The organism is Marinicella meishanensis (assembly GCF_019931145.1).
Classification (GTDB): Bacteria; Pseudomonadota; Gammaproteobacteria; order Xanthomonadales; family Marinicellaceae; genus Marinicella; species Marinicella meishanensis.
In genome coordinates, this window is sequence record NZ_JAIOUV010000004.1 from 384,058 (window position 1) to 405,455 (window position 21,398).

Consider the following 21,398-nt stretch of genomic DNA (forward strand, 5'->3'; position numbering starts at 1 on the left):
TGGGTCCTCAAGCCCGGGTCTTGGCTTGAGGGCTGCCAAGCTTTCCGCCCAAATAGGCCATTGGCAGATACGCCAACACCAAATCTGCCAGCACAAACCACAGCGGGCCACCGGTCAGATACACCATGGTGATGCCACCGGCCAGAAACACCAGGCCAACAACCAGGGCACAACGCATGGGGTGACTGGCGGCCAGGCGGGCCGCCAACCAAGCACCGGCCAAAGTACCCAAAGCGTGGGCCAACCAGGGAAACACAAAATTTTTCGGTTCAAACAATGCCATGCTGGCTTTGAGTTTGGCCATGTCAGAAACATCGGCCCCTGGCGGCAAAGGAATCACATGCGGTCCCACACTGACCAAACCCATGTTGACCACACTGCCCAATAAAAATCCGGCGATGACTGCCAGGATGTTTTTGCTGATAGAATTCATGATGATGCCCTCCGGTTAGCAGACCATCATAACAAATTCCCTGGCCCCATGAAGCCAAAACGTCACCTGCGGTGACGTCTTGGGTCCGTTTTTCGGTCATGTTCGGATCAAAACAAGCCTTCGTATTCGGCCGTGGCCGACACGCTTGTGTAAGTGCCGTTGGGCTTCAGCACCGTGGCATTGACCGTGACGGACCGATACTGCCGGATTGGCACAAAGCACAAACTGTTGTTGGATTGACAATGGCTGTTTGACCAGTTGATGGTAGCGCCGGTGGGAACATTGTCGATTTTGAACACCGCCGTGGTGGTCCTGGCGGCAGCGGCACTGGCACAGAAATCATAGGTATACATGTCATATGCCGGGGTGTCGACAAAACACTTCATGCGGATGGCCGAAGATTTGTTCATGGGGCCGCTGTCCAAATCATCAGCCGCTTCAGGTAAGGCTTTCAAGGCCAAGGCCAAATCTTCTTCTGCGGATAATTCTTTGGCCACAGCAGTACCAGCCAATGACAGCGAAGCAATGGTTAACAAGGTTTTCAAGGATTTATTCATGGTTTACTCTCTCATTCATTATTTATTGAGACCCAATCGGAGGATTGGGCTGGGGTTCTGATGCAGTTAACTCAGGGCCTGATACTGACCCAAGCGCCCTCAGAACTGGCCTCATGATAGCCTTGGGCGGTTAATATTATGTTTTCATTTGGTAAATATTTTGTTGCATATATGTATATTTTTAACTTGTTAGTACCGCCTTAAATCAACCGAAAGTTATCATTAAGACAAGCCAGCTCACTCCCCGGACCAACCCCCTCTTAACCGGGATTTCACCCCTTATTTGCTAAACTTTCGATTTGGTTTTTGTGTGGCTGAACTGAACATATCCATGAAATTTTTCGCTGTGATGATCCTCCTGTGGTTGCTCTGTGGCACGGCACAAAGCAATGGAGCCGGCTTGTTCGTGGTTAATTCGGCAATCAAGTTAACCCATTGGGTCGATGTCATCAAAGACGTGGCCTATGGCGAACAAGACTGGCAGCGGCTCAACGTTTATCCCCAAGCGTCCAGTGCACCGGTGGTGTTGTTCATCCATGGCGGTGGCTGGTACAAAGGCAGCAAAGACCAGTACCATTTCGTGGCCGACGCCTTGGTCCGGCGCGGTTATGTGGTGGTGATTCCTGATTACATCAAATACCCCGAGGGCCGCTTCCCAACTTTTGTGCAAGACGTGGCCCAGGCCACCGCTTGGGTCAAGCAACACATCGCTGAGCACGGCGGCAACCCGGCACAGTTGCTGCTGGTGGGTCATTCAGCCGGTGCCCACACCGGGGCCTTGCTGGCCACCGACGCCTCTTATTTGGCGCAGGTGGGTATGCAACCGCAGGAGTTGTTGGGTTTTGTGGGTTTGGCCGGACCTTACAATTTCACCCCGACCTACCACCAATTCGTCGCCACTTTTGGCCGCGAAAATTTTGCGGTCATGTTGGCCAACAACCACGTCAATGGTGACGAACCCCCCATCCTGTTGTTGCATGGCATGGACGACAAAAAAGTCAGCCGCTTCAATTTTGACACCTTCAAGAACATGTTGACCAGGCACCAAATTCCACTGCAGACAGCCCTGCTGCCGGAGGTTGGCCACGCCGAGATGGTGCTGAAAATCCACCCCTGGTTTGCCGATGAGGTGGATGTGGGAGCGCGCATTGATGCCTTTGTCAAAACCCAGCTCAATGCCACCCAGGCCAACGCCAGTCAGGGGGCATCAAACGGCCAGTGAGCCCCTGGCATGAAGCCGCTCAAACCACTGTTGTGCTTGGTTTGAGTCCAATTGATCGACCCCACCAATCAGGGTGGTCTTGACCGGTTTGAAGCCAACGAATTGCAGGATGTTGCGGCGCAATGTTTGCACCCCATGGGCCCGAAAATACCAACGATAAACCCAAGCGGGCATGCCCATGGTGACCACCAACCGGGCCGAACGGCCCTGTAGTTTTTTGATCTTCATGGGATTTTTGGCGTCCATGGCAAAAGCAAAATCTGGGCGCGCCACTTGCTCAAAAAAGGCCTTCAACAAAGCTGGCATGCCGCCCATCCACAAGGGGAAGAACAGCACCAAATGTTGACACCATTGGATGTCCGCTTGCACCGCTTGGATGGCGGCGTTGACCGCACTGTCTTGCCATTGTTGTTGGCTGCGGATCCAGGGAAAATCAAGCTGGCCCACAGCCACCTGCCTGACTTCATGCCCAGCGTGTTCGGCCCCAGCCTGATAAGCGGCAGCCAGGGCATGGGCCAAATGATCATCAGTGGCCGACGGATGGCCTTGTAACAACAAAATGCGGGTCATTGGACTGCTCTGGTGGATCAATGATCATTGTAGCCAGGCTGGCGCTGGGATGTCTTGACCCAGGTCATGTTCAGCATCGACAGCATTTGCTAATCACCGAATGGGCCGTTACAATGCGCATTCCTATGAAGTCAGGACGACCTGACCACTCACCTGCATTTGGGGACGGCCCCGTTGATACACACGAGGCCAACATGAAATACTTGATCCTGTCATCCCTGTTCGAAATCATTTGGGTGAATTTACTCAAAACATCCGCCCAAGCCAACCACAAATTCAGCCTGCTTGCCATCGTCGTGGTCACCATGGTCCTGAGTTTTTATTTTCTGGCAGCGGCCGTCAAAACCTTGCCTTTGACCTTCACCTACGCGGTGTGGACCAGTGCGGGTTTGCTTGGGACCGCATTGATCCAGCACTTTGTCTTTCACCACCACTTGTCACTGCAATCTTGGTTGGCGGTGGGCTTGATTGTTTTGGGTATTTGTTTACTGCAGCCAGGAATTGTTAAACCATGAGTTGATTTCAGCACAGCCTGGCCGGCATGAAGCCATCAACTGACACTGGGTTCTCGGATGAAAAATACCCGCCTGATCAGCTCATTATTGACTTCGTACATGGCCACCACATCCACTGGGCCACCGGGCAGGCCTGTCACCGTCTCGCGGTCGATGGCAAAATCACCGATGTCGTTGGTGGCATGCACCCGACAGGCCAAACCAGGGGTGGTAAAGCGGTCTTGATACATGGCCCTGATCTCCTGCATGCCGGCAGCGATGGTCTGCCCCGAGGGCAAATCGATCAAGCTGGCATCCTCGGCAAACAAGGCACAAAATGCATCCAAATCACAGCGGTTGTAGGCAGCCAACTGTTCAATGGCAACGGCTCTGGGGGTTTTCATGGTGGCAGGCTCCGGGACAAAACCCCATTATAAGCAGCGATTTGGGCCGTGACAAAAGCATTGTATTTTCCCTGTTTGTTCCCTATAATCTAGGGATGTTGACCGAACGCGAACAAGACACCTTGAATTTCATCAAGGACTACATCGACCACCACCAAAAACCACCGCGGCTGGTGGACATCGGAGCGGGCTTGGACATCAAGGCCATGGGCCACATTTCCCGCTTGTTGAAAGCCCTGGAAAACAAAGGCTTCATCCAACGCAGCAACGCCAACCGCGGCATCACCTTGCTGAACCCACAGCAATCGCCACCACCACAGGGTTTGCGCATCAGTTTAGACAGCGGTGAACTGCCGGTGCTGGGCCGCATTGCCGCCGGCTCACCAATCGAAGCGGTGGCCGATGATGAGACCATTGACATCAACGCCATGCTCTCAGGCAACGATCACTTCGTGCTGAAAGTCGAAGGCCAGTCGATGCAGGATGTGGGCATCATGGACCAGGACTGGGTGGTGATCAAAGCCACCAACCAAGCCCGCCAGAACGACATCGTGGCGGTGATGATCAACGGCTGGGAGACCACCCTGAAGCGGATCCAATTCCTGGATGCCCAAACCACCCGTCTGATCCCGGAAAACAGCGACATGGAACCGATGGAGTACCACCCCGAACAACTGACCATACAAGGTGTGTTGGTCGGTCAATTTCGCCGTTACTGATGCAGTTGATGGACAAACTGGCGGTGCTGGCCGATGCCGCCAAGTACGACGCTTCTTGTGCCTCCAGTGGCACCACCCGCAGAGATTCGGCCGGGGGGCAGGGCATCGGTTCGGCCGGCGGCACCGGTATTTGTCACAGCTACACCCCGGATGGTCGCTGTGTCTCCTTGTTGAAAGTCCTGTTCACCAACTTTTGCATTTACGAATGCAGTTATTGCGTGAACCGCGCTTCCAGCCAAGTACGCAAAGCGCGCTTCTCAGTGGCTGAGGTGGTCAAACTGACTTTGGATTTTTACCGGCGCAATTACATCGAAGGTTTGTTTTTGAGCTCGGGCATCATCCAGGACGAAGATCACACCATGGAACAACTCACCCTGGTGGCCAAAGAATTGCGGCTGAAACATGGGTTCAAAGGTTACATTCACTTGAAAACCATACCCGATGCCTCACCCGAACTGCTCAAAGAAGCCGGTCGGTATGCCGATCGATTGAGTATCAACATCGAGCTTCCGACCCAACAAAGCCTGAAAATGCTGGCGCCGGAAAAGAGCATCCAGGGCATCACCACCACCATGTCACGCCTGCAGGCTGGCATTGACGAAGCCAAATCCCAACGCAAAAACCGCCAAACCATCAGCAACCGCCGCAGCCAAGCGACATTCAACTTTGCGCCGGCCGGTCAGAGTTCGCAAATGATCATTGGCGCCGACGATTCAACCGACGGCACCATCCTACAAACCTCGGACCGCTTGTACAGCCAGTATCGCATGCGCCGCGTCTACTATTCGGCCTTCAGCCCCATCCCCGATGCCTCCTCGGCTTTGCCCATACAAGCACCCCCCCTGGTGCGCGAACATCGGCTGTACCAAGCCGATTGGTTGTTGCGGTTTTATGGTTTTTCCACCCAAGAAATTGTGCCCACTGTTGGCCCTGAAGCCGGCATGTTGGACCTGCACATCGACCCCAAATTGGCTTGGGCCATTCGCCACCGCGACTGGTTCCCCATCAACGTCAATCGGGCCCCCTTGGAATTGTTGTTGCGGATCCCTGGCATTGGTGCCCGCACCGCGCACAAAATCACCCGCGTGCGGCGGCATCGCCGCTTGCGCTTGGCCGACCTGCAAGCGATGCGGGTGCCGTTACCCAAGTGTCGACCCTTCATCGAAACGCTGGACCACACCCCTGCTGCCAGTCTGCTGGAACAAGACAACCTGCGGCGCCATTTCATCCCACCGGTGCAACAAGAATTGGACTTGTTCCAAGCCCCGCCCACGCCTCTGGTGACAGCTCCATGAACATTGATGCGGTGGTGGATTTCAACCATTGGCGGGACCAAGCCAGGTTGCTGCTGCAGCAAGGCATCCACCCCACTGCAGTGAATTGGTCGGGACAACAACAAACCCAATTGGCCTTCGATTCGCCGCCGGCCACCGCCGAAAGCAGCCGCGCCTATGCCGCCGGGCAGGTGCCAAAAAACTTCATCAAACTGGCCCGCGCCGCGGCCTGTTACCGGGACGAAAGCCGCTGGGCCCTGCTTTACAGCCTGTTGTGGCGCTTGACCCATGGTGAATCTCACTTGCTGCATTTGGTCACCGACCCTGAAGTCAAGCGCCTGCGTCACATGGCCCAAGCGGTGCGGCGGGATGCCCACAAAATGCATGCCTTTGTGCGGTTCAAAAAACAGCAGATCAATGACCGCGAATGGTATGTGTCCTGGTTTGAACCCAGCCACCTGATCGTGCCAGACACCGCCGACTTTTTCGTCAAACGGTTCAACACCATGAACTGGTCGATCCTGACCCCCGACGCTTGCGCCCACTGGGACCAGAACCGCCTACAAATCACCCCTGGCGTCGACCAACCAAATGCCTTAATCCAGGGTCAAATGTCTGATGACATGGACAAATACTGGCTGCAGTACTACCGCCACATTTTCAACCCAGCGCGTCTGAAAACCCAAGCCATGCAAAGTGAGATGCCAAAAAAATACTGGGACAACCTGCCAGAGGCGGCATTGATCAATGACCTGGCCAACGGTTCGGGTCAACGCACCCAAACCATGTTGGATCAAGCCCCCAATGACCCGGACCGCTTGCGACTCAAATCAAAAAAACTGCGCCAACAGCAAGATGCCATCAGAAGCAAGCAATACCCATCGAATTCAGCCCCAGATCAATGGATGAACTGAGCTTTCAAATGGGCAATGATTTGGGGGAACTGATCCAACACCGAGGCATGGTCGCCATCAATGGGCCAATGGGCGTGGGGGTGTTGAAATGATTTTTGCTGCAGCCTGAGGATCACCTTCTCAGACATCAAGGTGGACGGCCACACCTCGTCATGTTGGGCAGAAATCAATAACACCGAACCATTGATTTTTTCCACCGGTATCAGCGCTTCATGGCGGTCATCCACATCTTCCAACATGAGGGTAAAAACCTGGTGAAGGTCACCGGTCATCCTGGGGCCAACGATTTTGGGTGTTGCTTTGACAAAAGGCACCTCCTTGCCTTGATGGGTCCAAGAAGAATGGTCCATGTTGAAGGTCAACCCTGGGAAGCTGACATGACTGGGGACCAGGGCCACCACCGCTTGATAATCAGGATAACGGCTGGCCAGATTCAACACCAACTCACCGCCTTTGGATCCGCCGATCAAAATGAGCTTGTGTGGATCAATTTGGGGGTTCTGACTGTGCGCCATGATGGTTTCATGGATGGCATCCAATGAAATGCGATCCAATTGCTGTGATGCGTTGGGCAAACCAAAATAACCCACTGCCAAGAAGGCAAATCCGGCCTCATTGAATGCCTCGCGGGTGGTTTGCCAACGGTCACTGGTCCAGGCATTTCCGCCTTCGCTACCACCGAAACCAACCACCAAAGGCTGCTGCTTGCCATCACCCAGATACAATTGGGTGTCCAAGGCACCATGCCGTTCTGGCAACTGGGCCTGCAACACGCCACTGACCAACAAACCCAACCAAATAATGACATGTCTCACGGCGATAATGACCTCCTTTTGACTGTCGAGTAGGTTACCACATCTCTTTCAATGAACCATGTGCCTGTGTTCACTTTTACCCTTGACCCTTGACACCCACATGAGCTCTGGCAATCAGTGTTTTCTGACAATTTCAATCTTCAGTCGGAGGTTTGTGGGTCAATTGCACACCATAAGTAGATGCCGCTGCTTTGATCATTTGAGCTTCGCTGGTACCGGCCACAAAACGGTAACTGGGGGCCACCATGGGGGCCACCGATGAGACCTGGATTTGGATGATGCCGAGGATTTGAAAAGCGTCTCCGGCCATGGCCTGCAGTGGTGCCAGACGCTCGGTGAAACCGTTGTCTTTGGCGGTCAAATACCGGGCGGTACCGAACACTTGGTGGCCCTTTTGTTTGAACACGTGGATGAAGCTGACACAAACCGATGGGTTGGACCGCAAGTTCTTGACGCTGTTGGGTGAGGCGATGTTGGCGATGATGATTTCATCGCTGCCATAAGCGGAGAATATTTCTTTGGGCGACACCCTCGGGTTGCCGTTGGCATCGGCGGTGGCCAACCAACACAACACAGCCTCTTTAAGGGACTGCCTGACTGACTGATCCAGCACCATTCAAGCCAAACGCGTCAACATCGCATCGGTGGCACTGACCAGGGCATCCACCATCGCCGGTTCTTTCGAAGCATGGCCCGCCCGGTCGACCACGGCCAGGTGAGAATCGGGTAGGGCTTGATGTAATTGGTGGGCTTTGGCCGGTGGGCACAGCATGTCATAGCGGCCATTGACGATGTACACCGGCATGCCGCGCAACACGGCCAAGTGTTCTTCGATGGGCCGGTCTTCGATGAAACAGTTGTGCACACAATAATGCGCTTCCAACAAACCCTGGTGCCAGGGAAAATCATCGGTCATCTCTGGCACTTCATTGTCGAGCATGGTGAATCCCGCCTCTTCCCAGCGCATCATTTCATAAGACGCCCGTTGGCGCAGCTGGGCATCACCGCTGGTCATCATGGCGTAATAAGCCTGCAAGATTTGATCCCTTTGGGTCATGGGCACCAGGTCCATGTACCGTTCATAGGCCTCTGGGTTGAAGCGGCTCAAGCCTTGCTGCCACAACCAGCGGTTTTCTTCGGGGGTGCCAAAAAACACCCCGCGCACGATCAAGCCCAGCACCCGTTGGCGGTGGGTTTGGGCATAGACCAAACTCAGGGTCGAACCCCAGGACCCACCAAACACCACCCAACGGTCGATGTTGAGGTGCTCACGAATGGTCTCGATGTCCGCCACCAGTTCACGGGTGGTGTTGTTGGTCAAATCACCCAAGGGCTTGGACCGGCCACACCCGCGTTGATCAAACAACACGATGTGGTATTTGGCTGGATCAAAGAAACAGCGGTCATCCTCCCCACAACCCGCGCCCGGCCCCCCGTGCACAAACACCACCGGCAGCCCATCTGGGTTGCCACAGGTTTCCACATAGGTCTGGTGCACGTCACTGACGGGCAGATGAAAAGACTGGTTGGGTTCGATGGCTGGATACAGGGTTTTGCTCATGGTTGGCTCATTGGGTCATGGATGAACCCATTATAGTTAATCAGCCCCTTCTTGCGAACCATGACATAAGCCTGGGCAAGAGGCCACAAATCGTCATCCCTCAAATGCCTCAGGGTGCTGTTTGCCGCCATCGCCTATTTCGAACCAGGGGGCTTTGGAACCGACAAAAATGTGGTGCGCCACTTGCAGGTTTGCTGACCCTTCAAAGATCAAGCCAGCCGGCACAAACAACCGCTCGGTGTCATTCTGACCTGGCAAAGTGGAGCCACAGCAGCGACAAAATGAGGTGGCCCAGTCATGACCGGGTTTTTGCCAATGACTCATCTGGTCCTGGCCCTGAACCCAGGTGAAGGCACTTTGCGCCACCACCAACACCGCCATGCCATGCACCCCCGAAGCCCGCCGACAAATCGAACAATGACAGACACAGATGTCTTTAATCGGCGCCTGTATTTCAAACGCCACCGCCCCGCAGTTACAAGCCCCTTTGAGCATGCCCTTTCTCCGTTGATCACAGCCCACCACCTTAAAACCAACGGCCGCAGAATGCAATGTACGACTGTCGAAGCACCTTCACCAGAACACTTCAAGGTGTGTTCAATCAAAACTGTTGGCCTGAATGTCAGACAAGACTGGTTCAAGGTGGCAAGTCCTTCATTTGTGGTATATTGAACGCATCAACGCACCACACACATGCCATGAACACCGGAAAACTGATCGCCTTCATATTGCTCTTGTTGGGACAATCAGCCTGGAGCCAAGGCCAACGATTCACCGTCCGTGACAGCCAAACCGGGGCCGCCCTCGAAGCCGACATTGTGGTGCAATCCATCAACCCAGCCGCCTTAACCCACCAACAATGGCAAGGCATCAAACTGGGCCAACAGTTACCAAGCCGTGTGCCGGTGATCCAACAACACAACCTGCAACCGGCAGGTTATTTTTTCCAGTTGCCACCCAACCAACACCTGCAGGTTTTGCGTGTCACGGCAGCCGGTTACCAGCCGCTGCAAACCTGGGTGGAGGCCCACTCGCCCATCCCCATCACCCAAATCATGTTAGACCCCGCCAATCAAGGCCCCAAAACAGCATGGACGACTGGGACAGCTGGGACAACTGGAGCCACCAAGGCCTGTGACCAAGCCATCATCTGTGGTCACCTGTATGACCAAGCCACGGCTTTGCCCTTGGCCGATGTCGCCGTCACCATCTCCGGGGATCAATTCCAGAGCCAAGTCTTTACCGATCATCTCGGCTTGTTTGCCGTTGCTGAACCACTGCCCAAGTCCGTTGACCTTTCCTTTGAACACAGCGGGTTTCAGTCCCAGCGTTGGACCGCAGTCGACACCCACTCACCGCTGTCATTGGTGATTGATATGCAGCCAGGTTCAGGCCTGAAAACAATCAGTTTATCCCACCCCTTATCAGGCCTTAACAATCAGCCCATTGATCCTGCTTGGCTGCAGGCCAAACAACAACATGAGCCCAGCATCGGTGGTGTTGCCAGTCCCAGAGAACGGTCAACCGGCGCGGTTTTTTTAACGCCACCGACCAGCATTCGGGTTGGTTTTGATGGTTCTGGCGGCAGTTGTTGTGGCGGTAATTGCACCACCAGCCAGGTTTACTCGCTGGAAACCTATGTGCAACGCGGACTGGACAATGAATGGATCTCGTCTTGGGATGCCGACAGCCTGAAAGCCGGCACCATCCCCTACCGCTCCTACGGCGCCTGGCATGTGTTGAATCAGGTCTATACCGGCTATGACATTTGTGCCGGACCCTGTTGTCAGGCCTTTGAATTCACTGGCTATACCAACCCGATCAATGCCGCCTTGGCCACCAACGGCATCATGCTGGATTTGAATGGTGAATTGGCGCGCTCGGAATATTCAGCCCAAAACAACAGCTGGGATGACCCCAATGATGGCTTGAATTGCAGCAACACCGATCTGTCCTGTGGTGACGGCGCGGTCGGTTCACCGGCCACCGGTTGGACCTGTTTGGCCGACCCTTTGTCCACCGGACTGGGTTGTTTTGGTCATGGTCGGGGCATGTCACAATGGGGCACCCAATTTCAGGCCCTGGACGGTGCCACCTTTGCCGACATCGTCGACTTTTATTACAACGCCAACAACAACCCCTCCGGCCAACGCAGTCAATATGCCAGCACCCCGGTGCGGCTGGACGCCATCGCCACCGATGTGCCTGTCATCGCTGTCCAAGATCAATTCACCATTGACTACGAGGTGTTCAATGCCAGTGATGCCAACCACCCCTTTGGTCCACTGCTGCTGGGTGCGAGTCTGTATGATGGCATGAGCTATTATTCAGACCCGGCCAACGACCTCGCATTCGCCATCAACCAAGCCGGTACTTCGGTCCTGCAGCGGTCTTTTCAATTGGACCCCATCGTCACCCCCGGCAATTTTGACCTGGTCACCGCCTTGTACCTGGACGTCGATGACAACGGCCAAATTTCAGCCATTGACTGGTTGCTGCAAACCACCACCGAACCGGCGGCATTGCAAGTGCTGGCAGCCAATGATTTGATCTTTCGGGATTCGTTCTGATTGATCATTTTGACTGTCAGACCTCCCCTTGTCTCTTACGAACCGTCACTCATCAAAATCTGTCATCCCGACCGAGTGAAACGAGCGGGCCGCTTCCGCGTCCTGCTAACGCGGCAGACCTACATCCATGTAGGCCAGGGATCTACAAATGACACGAGATACCTCCACCCTCAGCGTCCGGTCGGAATGACAATTCAATAGGGGACTAAGGGATGTGTTTTTTACCTCCCCTCTCGCCTACAGGGATGTGGGTGCATGAGTCGAGACCGGATCAGAGACCGGCGCCTACAGGGGTGTGGGGGTGCCGAGCGAGCTAGGAGCGGTATCGGCCGAGAGTGGACTGAGGGGTATGTTCTGTGGTTACCACAGGCATGTGAAACAGGGTTTACACCAGATCACTTGACCCACAACATCAGTTGCCTTAAATTCAAAGCCTATGCCCATACTGTTGTTCATTGTCTTATTGCTGATCATCTTTGGCCCCCAATGGTGGGTGCGCCATGTGCTGCGCAAGCACCAAACCCACATCGAATCTTTGGATGGCACCGGCAGCGAGTTGGCCGAACACCTGATCAAACGGTTCGAATTGACCGGGGTGAAAGTGGTCAAAGGCGAAGAGGACGAGGATTACTACGACCCGCAAAACAAAATCGTGTCCTTAAGCCCTGAAGTGTACGATGGCAAGTCATTGACTGCGGTGGCGGTGGCCGCCCACGAAGTCGGCCATGCCATCCAATTTTTTCGCGAAGAACCGATCAGTCGCTTGCGCGAAAAATACCTGACCCATGCCCACCGCATCCAACAATTCGGTATCAGCTTTCTGCTGATTTCCCCCCTCATCGGTTTGCTGTTCCGCATCCCCCAACTGGCCTTGCTCACCATCCTGATTGGCGTGTTGACCATGCTGGTATCGGTGTTGATGCACGTGGCGGTGTTGCCCGAAGAGTACGACGCCAGTTTCAACAAAGCCATGCCGATCCTGGCCGAAGGCTACATCACCGAAGAACAACTCCCCCATGCCCGCCAAATCCTCAAAGCCTGCGCCTACACTTATGTCGCTGCCGCCCTGGCCGACATCTTGAACCTGTGGCGTTGGCTCAGGTTGGTGCGCTGAAGTGGATTGAACAAAAAAGAACCACTGTCATCCCGAGCGAGCAAAGCGAGTCGCGTGACCTCCTGACTTTAAGAGGAAATATCGATTAATGTCACTGAGCTTGTCGAAGTGTCTTTATTGCTAAGGAAAATGCTCAAGCGTCATATTCGCTTCGACAAGCTCAGCGATCTTGAGTGTTGTCTTTAAGGAGCGAACCGGCCGTTTCCGCGTCCTGCTCACACGGCACACCTCCACCCATGGAGGCGGCCGTTACCGCGTCCTGCTCACACGGCACACCCCCATCCATGGAGGCGAGGGACCTCATCAATTCATCGCGATTTGATTCAATGACACCCTTACCTTCACCAGATCTTTCGACTCCACTTTGTTGCGCTCAAGATGACAACATTTTTTTTCGTCATCCCGGACTTGGCAAACATGGATGTAAGATCAACGATGGGCAAAGCCCATCCTACACGTCTTTCCAAATATGCCCACACCACAAACAGAGTTGTGCTCTGGGTGTTGCCACCAATTTTTTACACTCTGGACAACGGTTGATGAACACTTCATCGGCATGTTCCGTCAAAATTCGGTTTCTCACAGTGGTTCTGAAACGCTCTATCCCTTGAGACAATGCCTCCACCACTTCAGGGTTATTTTGAGCACCCCACTTTTGACGCAACATATCAATCATCTTCTCACTTTTTGCCGATGCAGCAGCCAGTCCCAGTGATTCAATTCGGGTTAGCAATCCAGTGTAATAACCCAAAACGTAACGGTTTAATTCCTTTTCATCATCGTATTTTTTGTTACTCATGACAACTCCATTAAATTGTATGTCCACTGTTCGCGATGCCCGACTAACAGACAATTTCCATTCCATCGGTCTTAAATTCTGAGAACAAAGATCGACACTTCTAAAAAACCAAAATTACGGCATCCTCGGGCTTGACCCGGGATCAAACGGCAGGACTGCCGTTTTACCATGCGCAGCACCCGCAGGGCTGTTGGCAAGGATGCCAACAGATACATCCAGGTTGAAGTTCTATAACCAACCAAATTTTTTATTTAAATTTTATGTAAAGTCTTTCTACCTGGATCCTGCGGTCAAGCCGCAGGATGACGAAACGATCAATAGTTCATTTCGCGAATCAACAAACGATAATGGGCAGAGCCCATCCTACTTTCAATTATCAAACCCCACCACAAGTCTTGCAAAATCACCACCACAATAACCAGCCAGAATTTTCATCACTTGGAAAATGGTTTGCCAACCCGGATTATCCACATAAACTTGAAGGTTATCCATTATTTCACTCCTACTGGCCCATGTTTGACTGTGTAATAGGACAAAGCTGGATGGATCTGTGGTTGTTATCTGGAATTCCACATTTGTTCGCGACAGGCTCTGTCATCCCTCATTTCTGACCCCAAACAATGCCCCAAACAGCAAATATTCTCTTTCAGCCAATATACAAATTTCCAATTGTTTTGACCAAACATCTTCATCTGAAAATACCATTCCGTTAATTTCAACGTTTCCATGTATGTCTGTGCCCATAAATCAACCGACTCAATGATTAATGATTGTGTTCACTTTAATGATGATTACGTCATTTGCAACTCCCACAAAAAAAGCCGACCCAATGGTCGGCTTTTTCGTTCTTTCAGAATGGTCGGCGATCAGCGTTTGAGGTTTTTCTTCAAACGGGTGATGGCTTGGATTTGCGCGACGGCTTTGGCCAGTTCGGCTTGGACTTTGGCCAGGTCTTGTTTTTTGGTTTTGTCTTTCAGCAAGGCTTCGGCTTCTTCCTTGGCTTTCAGGGCCGCGGCTTCGTCGATGTCATCGGCACGCAGTGCGGTGTCGGCCAACACAGAGACCAGGTAAGGCTGCACCTCGAGGATGCCACCGGAGACGTAGAAGTCTTCTTCGGTGCCGTCTTCCAGGTGGACGCGGACTTGACCGGGTTTCAACTGTGTGATCAACGGTGCATGGCGGGGGGCGATGCCCAATTCACCGGCCACACCACTGGCCACGACCATGGTCACTTCACCAGAATAAATGGCCTTTTCGGCACTGACGATATCACACTTAATGGTTGACATGATTATTTACCTCAAGCTGCTTCTTTCTCGGCCATCTTCTTGGCTTTTTCCAGCACTTCTTCAATGGTACCAGCCATGTAGAAAGCTTGTTCTGGAATGTGGTCGTACTCACCGTCGATGATGCCTTTAAAACCACGGATGGTTTCGCTCAAAGACACGTAGGTACCTGGGGTACCGGTGAACACTTCAGCCACGGTGAAGGGTTGCGAGAAGAATTTTTCAATCTTACGTGCGCGGTATACGGTTTGCTTGTCTTCTTCTGACAGCTCATCCATACCCAAAATCGCGATGATGTCTTTCAATTCTTTGTAACGCTGCAAAGTACCTTGGACCGCACGGGCGGTGTTGTAGTGGTCTTCACCCACCAACTGAGGATCCAACTGACGCGAGGTTGAATCCAATGGATCCACCGCGGGGTAAATACCCAACTCAGCAATCGAACGCGACAGTACCACAGTCGCGTCCAAGTGAGCAAAGGTGGTGGCTGGAGACGGGTCAGTCAAGTCATCGGCTGGTACGTATACCGCTTGGATCGAGGTGATCGAACCTTTCTTGGTTGAGGTGATTCGCTCTTGCAATTTACCCATTTCCTCAGCCAGTGTCGGCTGGTAACCCACCGCCGAAGGCATCCGACCCAACAGGGCTGATACTTCGGTACCGGCCAAGGTGTAACGGTAGATGTTGTCGATGAACAGCAACACGTCACGGCCTTCGTCACGGAAGTACTCAGCAATGGTCAAACCAGTCAAGGCCACACGCAAACGGTTACCCGGTGGCTCATTCATCTGGCCGTATACCATGGCCACTTTGGATTCTTCGAAGTTCTCGACGTTGACCACGCCGGCTTCTTGCATTTCGAAGTAGAAGTCATTACCTTCACGGGTCCGCTCACCCACACCGGCAAACACCGACAAACCGGAGTGCTTGGTGGCGATGTTGTTGATCAACTCCATCATGTTCACGGTTTTACCCACACCCGCACCACCGAACAGACCGATCTTACCACCCTTGGCGAATGGACAAACCAAGTCGATCACTTTGATGCCGGTTTCCAGAATTTCGTCAGAAGCGGCTTGCTCATCATAAGCCGGGGCTTCGCGGTGAATTTCCCAGTGCTCGTCGGCACCCACGTCACCACACATGTCGATGGGCTCACCCAATACGTTCATGATGCGACCCAGGGTTTTCTTACCCACGGGTACAGTGATGGCGGCACCGGTGTTGGTCACTTCCAAACCGCGTTTCAGACCGTCGGTAGAACCCAATGCAATGGTTCTGACCACACCGTCACCCAGTTGTTGTTGCACTTCCAAGGTGGTGTCTGTGGCCGCAATTTTTAATGCGTCATACAGTTTTGGAACGGCGTCGCGAGGAAACTCGACGTCCACCACCGCGCCAATGATTTGTACTATGTTACCTGAACTCATATCTGACTTCTCCTATACTGCGGCCGCGCCGCCGACAATTTCTGAAATTTCTTGGGTAATGGCTGCCTGTCTGGCTTTGTTGTAAATCAACTGCAGGTCTTTGATCAAATCCGACGCGTTGTCCGACGCCGACTTCATCGCCACCATTCTGGAGGCATGCTCTGATGCCAAATTTTCCAACACACCTTGGTAAACCAATGACTCGATGTAACGGTTCATCAACTGATCCAGCACGTCTTTGGCTTCCGGCTCATACAGGTAATCCCAGTTGTCTGCGATTTCCTCTTCGTCGGTTTCTGGCAGCGGCAGCAGTTGGTCCACGGTGGGCTTTTGCGTCATGGTGTTGATGAAGTCGTTGTACACCAGGTACAGGTGACTCAACTCGCCGTTGACATAAGCGTCCAGCATGACTTTAACCACCCCGATCAACTTGGCCAGTTCTGGCGTGTCGCCCAGGGCCGAGATGTTGGCCTTCAAATTCACATTGGTGCTTTTGAAGGTGGTGGCGGCTTTGTTACCGATGGTGACCACGTCAATGCCTTTGCCTTGGCTTTCCCAGTCACGCATGTGGATGACTGCGTTTTTGAACAAACCAGAGTTCAAACCACCACACAAGCCACGGTCGGTGGAGATGATGATGTAACCCACATTGGCACCGTCTTGATCGTGCATGAAGGGGTGTTTGTACTCGGGTGTGGCCTTGGCCAAGTGGCCAATCATCTGCCTGATTTTTTGCGTGTAAGGTCGGGAGGCATTCATTTGATCCTGTGCCTTTTTGATCTTACTGGCTGAAACCATTTCCAAAGCGGTGGTCACCTTGCGGGTGGACTTCACGCTTTTGATCTTGGTTACAATTTCACTTCCGACTGCCATATGTTTACCTTAGTTGGGGTATGGATGTAATGTGCTTAGTAGCTGCCTGTTTTTTTGAAATCTTCAACACCGGCTTGCAACTGACCTTCCACTTCTTCGTTGAAGTCACCTGATTCATTCAACGATTTCATGAAATCGCCTTGGGTGTTGTTCATGTGATCAATCAAAGCCGCTTCAAACGCACCGATTTGGTTCATGTCCACATCGTCCATGTATCCACGGTCAATGGCATACAAAGAAACCGCCATTTCCGCCACACTCATCGGTGAGTATTGTTTTTGTTTCATTAATTCGGTCACCCGTTGACCACGCTCCAATTGAGCACGGGTCGCGTCATCCAAATCTGAAGCGAACTGGGCAAAAGCCGCCAATTCACGGTATTGGGCCAGGGCCAAACGAACCCCACCACCCAATTTTTTGATCACTTTGGTCTGCGCCGCGCCACCCACACGAGACACCGACAGACCGGCGTCAATCGCCGGACGGATGCCCGAGTTGAACAGGTCGGTACCCAAGAAGATCTGACCATCGGTGATCGAAATCACGTTGGTTGGTACGAATGCTGACACGTCACCGGCTTGGGTCTCAATGATCGGCAAGGCGGTCAAAGAACCGGTTTGGCCTTTCACTTCACCGTCGGTGAAGCGCTCCACATAGTCGGCGTTCACACGAGCGGCACGCTCCAACAATCGAGAGTGCAAGTAGAACACGTCACCAGGATAGGCTTCACGACCTGGGGGACGTTTCAACAACAAGGACACTTGACGGTATGCCCAGGCTTGTTTGGTCAAGTCATCATAAATGATCAGGGCGTCTTGGCCGCGGTCACGGTAGTATTCACCCATCGCACAACCGGAATAAGGAGCGATGTATTGCATGGCAGCAGAATCGGAGGCTGTTGCCGCAACGATGATGGTGTGATCCATGGCGCCGTGCTCTTCCAGTTTGCGCACCAGGGATGCAACCGAAGAACGTTTTTGACCGATGGCCACATAAATACAAACCACGCCGGTGCCTTTTTGGTTGATGATGGCATCAATCGCCACGGCGGTTTTACCGGTTTGGCGGTCACCAATGATCAACTCACGCTGGCCTCGTCCAATGGGCACCATGGCGTCGATCGATTTCAGACCGGTTTGGACCGGTTGGTCAACCGATTTACGGTCGATCACGCCGGGGGCAATTTTCTCAATCGGAGAAGTCAATTTGGTTTCAATCGGACCGTTGCCGTCAATGGGGTTACCCAAGGAATCAACCACGCGACCCAACAACTCAGGTCCCACAGGCACTTCAAGAATACGACCGGTACATTTGGCAACATCGCCTTCTGAAATGTGGCCATAATCACCCAAGATCACCGCACCGACCGAATCTCTTTCCAGATTCAAGGCCAAGGCGTAGGTGTCACCAGGCAATTCAATCATTTCACCTTGCATCGCGTCGGCCAGGCCGTGGATGCGTACAATACCGTCTGAAGTACTGACCACAGTACCTTCTGTGCGGGCCTCTGACTGAACTTTAAAGTCCTTAATTCGATCTTTAATCAGTTCACTGATTTCTGATGGATTCAATGTCGTTTGCATTGCATTTCCTCGTATTCTTGCTTAAGTCTGATGACTTAAATTAATTAAAAAGTTGTGTCTTCAAGCGATCCACTTTGCCGCGCAATGAGCCATCGATCACCAAGTCTCCACAATGGATTCTGGCGCCGCCCATCATGTCCGCATCAATGTGCGTTTGCAAGCTGATCTGTTTGCCAGTGCGTCGGCTCAAAGCTTCGGTCATGGCCTGTTTTTGGGCATCGGTCAATTCAACCGCCGAGAACACATCGACAGTCAATGACTGCGAATCCTGTTCCAGGTAGTATTGAAACAACTCGGCCACTTCAGGCAACAAGCTCAAACGGTCATTCTGGGCCAACAAGCGCACGAAGTTTTGGTAGTGCTCGGTGCTGTTCTCACCACTGACCAGGCGCACCAGGTCATCTTCCAAAACATCAGGGCGACCGAAGTAATTCAGAATTTCTTCGGTTTGCGCCAGGCCAGCCGCCACCAGCAAGTCTTGGGACCATTGGTCCACCGCAGACTCACCTTTGGCGAACTCGAAAGCCGCTTTGGCATAGGGTCTTGCCAATGTGATCAATTCACTCATCTCAGATCTCTTTGATTAAGTCGTCCAACAAATCCGCGTGTTTGGCAGCATCCACTTCTTTTGACAGCAGTTGCTCGGTACCGGCAATGGCCAAAGCCGACACTTGCTGACGCAAGGCTTCTTTGGCGCGGTTGGCTTCCTGTTCAATCTCGGCCTTGGCCGCATGCAATTGACGCTCTTTCTCAGCCAGGGCATCTGATTTGGCCTGGTCTTTGATTTTGGTCGCCATTTGCGTGGCCTGGTCTTTGATGTGACTGGCTTGCTCTTTGGCTTCCGTGATCAACGTTTCAACCTTGGCTTTGGCTTGATTCAATTCTTTTTCAGCTCGATCGCCTGCGGCCAGACCGTCAGCAATCTTTTTCTCACGCTCTTCCATGGCGCCCAGAATTTGCGGCCAGATGTACTTCATGGTGAACCAAATGACAGCAAAGAACACGACCATTTGGATGACTAAAGTTACATTGATGTTCATGTGTGTACTCCGACTAAGTTGGTTTGGTTGCGTTTATTTATGATCCTGTCACTGCGGCCAAAAATGGATTGGCGAAAGTGAAGAACAACGCAATACCAACACCGATCATCGCCACCGCGTCGACCAGACCCATCAACAGGAAGTACTTACCTTGCAGCATGGGAGCCAATTCAGGCTGACGAGCCGAAGCTTCCAACAAGCGACCACCCAAGATACCCAGGCCAATACCAGTACCAATGGCACTCAAGCCCAAAATCAACGCAACCGCAATGGCTGTCATACCTTGAATATCAGCGATTAATGCTAAGTTTTCCATCGTTTTCTCCGATTAAGATTTTAAGTAAAAATTAAGTTAAAAAAATTAGTGTGAATCATGTTGTTCGTGTGCCATGTTCAGGTACACGATACTCAACATCATGAAGATGTAGGCTTGCAGGGTGATGATCAGGATGTGGAACAAAGCCCAGACCAAGGCCAACAAGAATTGCGAAACGGTCATGATGCCACCGCCCACGCTGAACAAGTCAGCCGCGCCGTAATTCAAAGTCAGCACCGCAATCAGGATGAAGATCAATTCACCCGCGTACATGTTGCCGAACAGCCGCAAGCCCAATGACACCGGCTTGGCCACTGTTTCGACGATGTTCAGGAAAATGTTGGGGATGGCCAAAATCATTTGGACCAACAAATTGGGGCTTTCAAAGGGATGCGTGGCAAACTCTTTGAAGTAACCCAAAGCAAAAGGTTTTTTCACGGTGAAGCTGTAATAGAACACCAGCAGCATGACGCCGAATGACAAGCCAAAGGTGATGTTCAGGTCGGTTGAAGGCACGACCCGCATGTAATCAATGCCCACCAGGGTGCCCAGCCAAGGCAACAAATCAACCGGGATCAAATCCATGAAGTTCATCAGGAACACCCAGATGAAGATGCTTAAAGCCAGTGGAGCGACCACTTTGCTGTTACCATGGAAGATGTCTTTGACCTGGGCATCGATGAAGCCGATGATCAGTTCCAGGAAGTTTTGGGTTCTGCTGGGAACACCGGCTGAGGCTTTTTTGGCCACGCGGCGGAAAAACCAGATGTAAAGAATTGCTAACAATATGGTGTAGAAAACACTGTCCGTGTTCATGGTCCAAAAGGAATTGTCTTCTACCAACTGTGTGGTGTGATTCACCAGGTGGTGTTCAATGTATCCACCAGCGCCGCCTTCGCCACTTGCCATCGATCATTCTCACTTAAAAGAAGTTAACAACGCCACCCAAAACGCCAGTAAGGTGGCAATAAATCCAATCAATAAAGGCATCAATTGGAACGCATAATTGGTCAGTGCCACATAAAACAACAAACCAATCACCACAAATTTAATCACTTCCCCTTTGACCATTCTGCCAACCAGCGATTCGGGGTTGCCGAAGGGCCAACAGACAATGAGGGTAAAAGCCAACGAACCCAAAGCGCTGACCAGCGCGCCTGAACCGGCTGAAAAAGCCGCGGTGTCACCTTGTAAAAAGTAAAAAAGGGTGGCAATCAGAAGCCCAATTAACAGCTGATAAATGGGTATTTTGATTACGGTTTTCTTCACCTCTTTCAAGGTCAGTGGTTCGGTCATTTGTGGCTTGGAAGCAGCCCATCTGCATCGGGATCAGACCCGCCCATGGGATTGCCTCAACTAAAAGCGGGTGCATTATAATGGTTAAACCTTGGCAACGCAACGCTTTCGGGCAAAATTCGCGTCGA

General features: G+C 52.5%; 27 protein-coding genes. 7 read left to right on the top strand and 20 right to left on the bottom strand.

Annotation, left to right across the window (positions count from 1 at the left end; genetic code table 11):
- Positions 1–7: 7 nt before the first annotated feature.
- Both K7G70_RS08980 and K7G70_RS08985 read right to left on the bottom strand, forming a co-directional pair.
- A complete protein-coding gene (locus K7G70_RS08980) occupies positions 8–433 on the bottom strand; it encodes a hypothetical protein (protein ID WP_223788289.1) in 426 nt (141 codons plus the stop codon).
- A 107-nt stretch (positions 434–540) separates the two neighbouring features.
- The gene (locus tag K7G70_RS08985) at positions 541–990 is read right to left on the bottom strand and encodes a hypothetical protein (RefSeq protein ID WP_223788290.1); all 450 of its coding nucleotides are present in this window, start codon (positions 988–990) and stop codon (positions 541–543) included.
- 331 nt (positions 991–1,321) lie between these two features.
- On the opposite strand from K7G70_RS08985, the gene K7G70_RS08990 reads away from it, so the two are divergent.
- Positions 1,322–2,212: an alpha/beta hydrolase gene (locus tag K7G70_RS08990; RefSeq protein WP_223788291.1), complete on the top strand. Its 891-nt coding sequence runs from the start codon at positions 1,322–1,324 to the stop codon at positions 2,210–2,212.
- Here the strand turns inward: K7G70_RS08990 and K7G70_RS08995 are convergent.
- Positions 2,198–2,782, bottom strand: coding sequence for an NAD(P)H-dependent oxidoreductase (locus tag K7G70_RS08995; RefSeq protein WP_223788292.1), 585 nt, complete (start codon positions 2,780–2,782; stop codon positions 2,198–2,200). The two genes, K7G70_RS08990 and K7G70_RS08995, sit on opposite strands and share 15 nt — an antisense overlap.
- Positions 2,783–2,976: 194 nt before the next feature.
- Here K7G70_RS08995 and K7G70_RS09000 point away from each other — a divergent pair, with 194 nt between their 5' ends.
- Positions 2,977–3,297: a DMT family transporter gene (locus tag K7G70_RS09000; protein WP_223788293.1), complete on the top strand. Its 321-nt coding sequence runs from the start codon at positions 2,977–2,979 to the stop codon at positions 3,295–3,297.
- Positions 3,298–3,332: 35 nt separating this feature from the next.
- Here K7G70_RS09000 and K7G70_RS09005 read toward each other — a convergent pair whose 3' ends face one another.
- On the bottom strand, positions 3,333–3,680 hold the full coding sequence (locus K7G70_RS09005) for a nuclear transport factor 2 family protein (RefSeq protein ID WP_223788294.1): 348 nt from the start codon (positions 3,678–3,680) through the stop codon (positions 3,333–3,335).
- A gap of 95 nt (positions 3,681–3,775) precedes the next feature.
- Between K7G70_RS09005 and lexA the strand changes: the two genes are divergently transcribed.
- The 3 genes from lexA to K7G70_RS09020 are packed head-to-tail and all read left to right on the top strand — an operon-like array spanning position 3,776 to position 6,587.
- Complete coding sequence (gene lexA / locus K7G70_RS09010; protein ID WP_223788295.1) at positions 3,776–4,399, top strand: transcriptional repressor LexA; 624 nt, start codon at positions 3,776–3,778, stop codon at positions 4,397–4,399.
- Entirely contained in the window at positions 4,399–5,694 is a 1,296-nt protein-coding gene (locus tag K7G70_RS09015; protein WP_223788296.1) for a putative DNA modification/repair radical SAM protein, read from the top strand. Before lexA ends, K7G70_RS09015 begins: the two co-directional genes overlap by 1 nt.
- On the top strand, positions 5,691–6,587 hold the full coding sequence (locus K7G70_RS09020; protein ID WP_223788297.1) for a TIGR03915 family putative DNA repair protein: 897 nt from the start codon (positions 5,691–5,693) through the stop codon (positions 6,585–6,587). The genes K7G70_RS09015 and K7G70_RS09020 overlap by 4 nt, the downstream gene beginning before the upstream one ends.
- On the opposite strand, the gene K7G70_RS18055 is transcribed toward K7G70_RS09020, so the two are convergent.
- The 4 genes from K7G70_RS18055 to K7G70_RS09040 form a co-directional block, all read right to left on the bottom strand.
- Positions 6,572–7,402, bottom strand: coding sequence for an acyl-CoA thioester hydrolase/BAAT C-terminal domain-containing protein (locus K7G70_RS18055; protein ID WP_223788298.1), 831 nt, complete (start codon positions 7,400–7,402; stop codon positions 6,572–6,574). The genes K7G70_RS09020 and K7G70_RS18055 overlap by 16 nt on opposite strands.
- A 133-nt stretch (positions 7,403–7,535) precedes the next feature.
- Positions 7,536–8,018 carry a pyridoxamine 5'-phosphate oxidase family protein gene (locus K7G70_RS09030; RefSeq protein WP_223788299.1) on the bottom strand — a complete coding sequence of 161 codons (483 nt, stop codon included), beginning with the start codon at positions 8,016–8,018 and terminating at the stop codon, positions 7,536–7,538.
- Entirely contained in the window at positions 8,019–8,963 is a 945-nt protein-coding gene (gene pip, locus K7G70_RS09035) for a prolyl aminopeptidase (RefSeq protein WP_223788300.1), read from the bottom strand. It lies immediately after the preceding gene.
- A gap of 93 nt (positions 8,964–9,056) precedes the next feature.
- The gene (locus K7G70_RS09040) at positions 9,057–9,458 is read right to left on the bottom strand and encodes a GFA family protein (protein ID WP_223788301.1); all 402 of its coding nucleotides are present in this window, start codon (positions 9,456–9,458) and stop codon (positions 9,057–9,059) included.
- A gap of 203 nt (positions 9,459–9,661) precedes the next feature.
- Here K7G70_RS09040 and K7G70_RS09045 point away from each other — a divergent pair, with 203 nt between their 5' ends.
- Complete coding sequence (locus tag K7G70_RS09045) at positions 9,662–11,533, top strand: SpoIID/LytB domain-containing protein (RefSeq protein WP_223788302.1); 1,872 nt, start codon at positions 9,662–9,664, stop codon at positions 11,531–11,533.
- Between the two features lie 436 nt (positions 11,534–11,969).
- Entirely contained in the window at positions 11,970–12,647 is a 678-nt protein-coding gene (locus K7G70_RS09050; protein WP_223788303.1) for a zinc metallopeptidase, read from the top strand.
- A 451-nt stretch (positions 12,648–13,098) separates the two neighbouring features.
- Here K7G70_RS09050 and K7G70_RS09055 read toward each other — a convergent pair whose 3' ends face one another.
- The 12 genes from K7G70_RS09055 to K7G70_RS09105 all read right to left on the bottom strand — a co-directional run bounded on the left by K7G70_RS09055 (position 13,099) and on the right by K7G70_RS09105 (position 21,270).
- On the bottom strand, positions 13,099–13,446 hold the full coding sequence (locus tag K7G70_RS09055; RefSeq protein WP_223788304.1) for a hypothetical protein: 348 nt from the start codon (positions 13,444–13,446) through the stop codon (positions 13,099–13,101).
- Positions 13,447–13,815: 369 nt separating this feature from the next.
- On the bottom strand, positions 13,816–13,938 hold the full coding sequence (locus tag K7G70_RS17910) for a hypothetical protein (RefSeq protein WP_255589929.1): 123 nt from the start codon (positions 13,936–13,938) through the stop codon (positions 13,816–13,818).
- 102 nt (positions 13,939–14,040) lie between these two features.
- Positions 14,041–14,190: a hypothetical protein gene (locus K7G70_RS09060; protein WP_223788305.1), complete on the bottom strand. Its 150-nt coding sequence runs from the start codon at positions 14,188–14,190 to the stop codon at positions 14,041–14,043.
- A 122-nt stretch (positions 14,191–14,312) separates the two neighbouring features.
- Positions 14,313–14,735 (bottom strand): F0F1 ATP synthase subunit epsilon, encoded by a 423-nt coding sequence (locus K7G70_RS09065; RefSeq protein WP_223788306.1) that lies wholly within the window; start codon positions 14,733–14,735, stop codon positions 14,313–14,315.
- 11 nt (positions 14,736–14,746) lie between these two features.
- Positions 14,747–16,162, bottom strand: a complete 1,416-nt coding sequence (gene atpD / locus K7G70_RS09070) for a F0F1 ATP synthase subunit beta (RefSeq protein ID WP_223788307.1) — start codon at positions 16,160–16,162, stop codon at positions 14,747–14,749.
- Positions 16,163–16,174: 12 nt separating this feature from the next.
- Positions 16,175–17,035 (bottom strand): F0F1 ATP synthase subunit gamma, encoded by an 861-nt coding sequence (atpG, locus tag K7G70_RS09075; RefSeq protein WP_223788308.1) that lies wholly within the window; start codon positions 17,033–17,035, stop codon positions 16,175–16,177.
- 35 nt (positions 17,036–17,070) lie between these two features.
- A complete protein-coding gene (atpA, locus tag K7G70_RS09080) occupies positions 17,071–18,618 on the bottom strand; it encodes a F0F1 ATP synthase subunit alpha (protein WP_223788309.1) in 1,548 nt (515 codons plus the stop codon).
- Positions 18,619–18,658: 40 nt separating this feature from the next.
- Positions 18,659–19,186: a F0F1 ATP synthase subunit delta gene (locus tag K7G70_RS09085; RefSeq protein WP_223788310.1), complete on the bottom strand. Its 528-nt coding sequence runs from the start codon at positions 19,184–19,186 to the stop codon at positions 18,659–18,661.
- A gap of 1 nt (position 19,187) precedes the next feature.
- Positions 19,188–19,658 (bottom strand): F0F1 ATP synthase subunit B, encoded by a 471-nt coding sequence (locus K7G70_RS09090; RefSeq protein WP_223788311.1) that lies wholly within the window; start codon positions 19,656–19,658, stop codon positions 19,188–19,190.
- 37 nt (positions 19,659–19,695) lie between these two features.
- Positions 19,696–19,974 (bottom strand): F0F1 ATP synthase subunit C, encoded by a 279-nt coding sequence (gene atpE / locus K7G70_RS09095; RefSeq protein WP_255589930.1) that lies wholly within the window; start codon positions 19,972–19,974, stop codon positions 19,696–19,698.
- 45 nt (positions 19,975–20,019) lie between these two features.
- Positions 20,020–20,883, bottom strand: coding sequence for a F0F1 ATP synthase subunit A (gene atpB / locus K7G70_RS09100; RefSeq protein WP_223788312.1), 864 nt, complete (start codon positions 20,881–20,883; stop codon positions 20,020–20,022).
- A 9-nt stretch (positions 20,884–20,892) separates the two neighbouring features.
- A complete protein-coding gene (locus tag K7G70_RS09105) occupies positions 20,893–21,270 on the bottom strand; it encodes an ATP synthase subunit I (RefSeq protein ID WP_223788313.1) in 378 nt (125 codons plus the stop codon).
- Between the last annotated feature and the right edge of the window lie 128 nt (positions 21,271–21,398).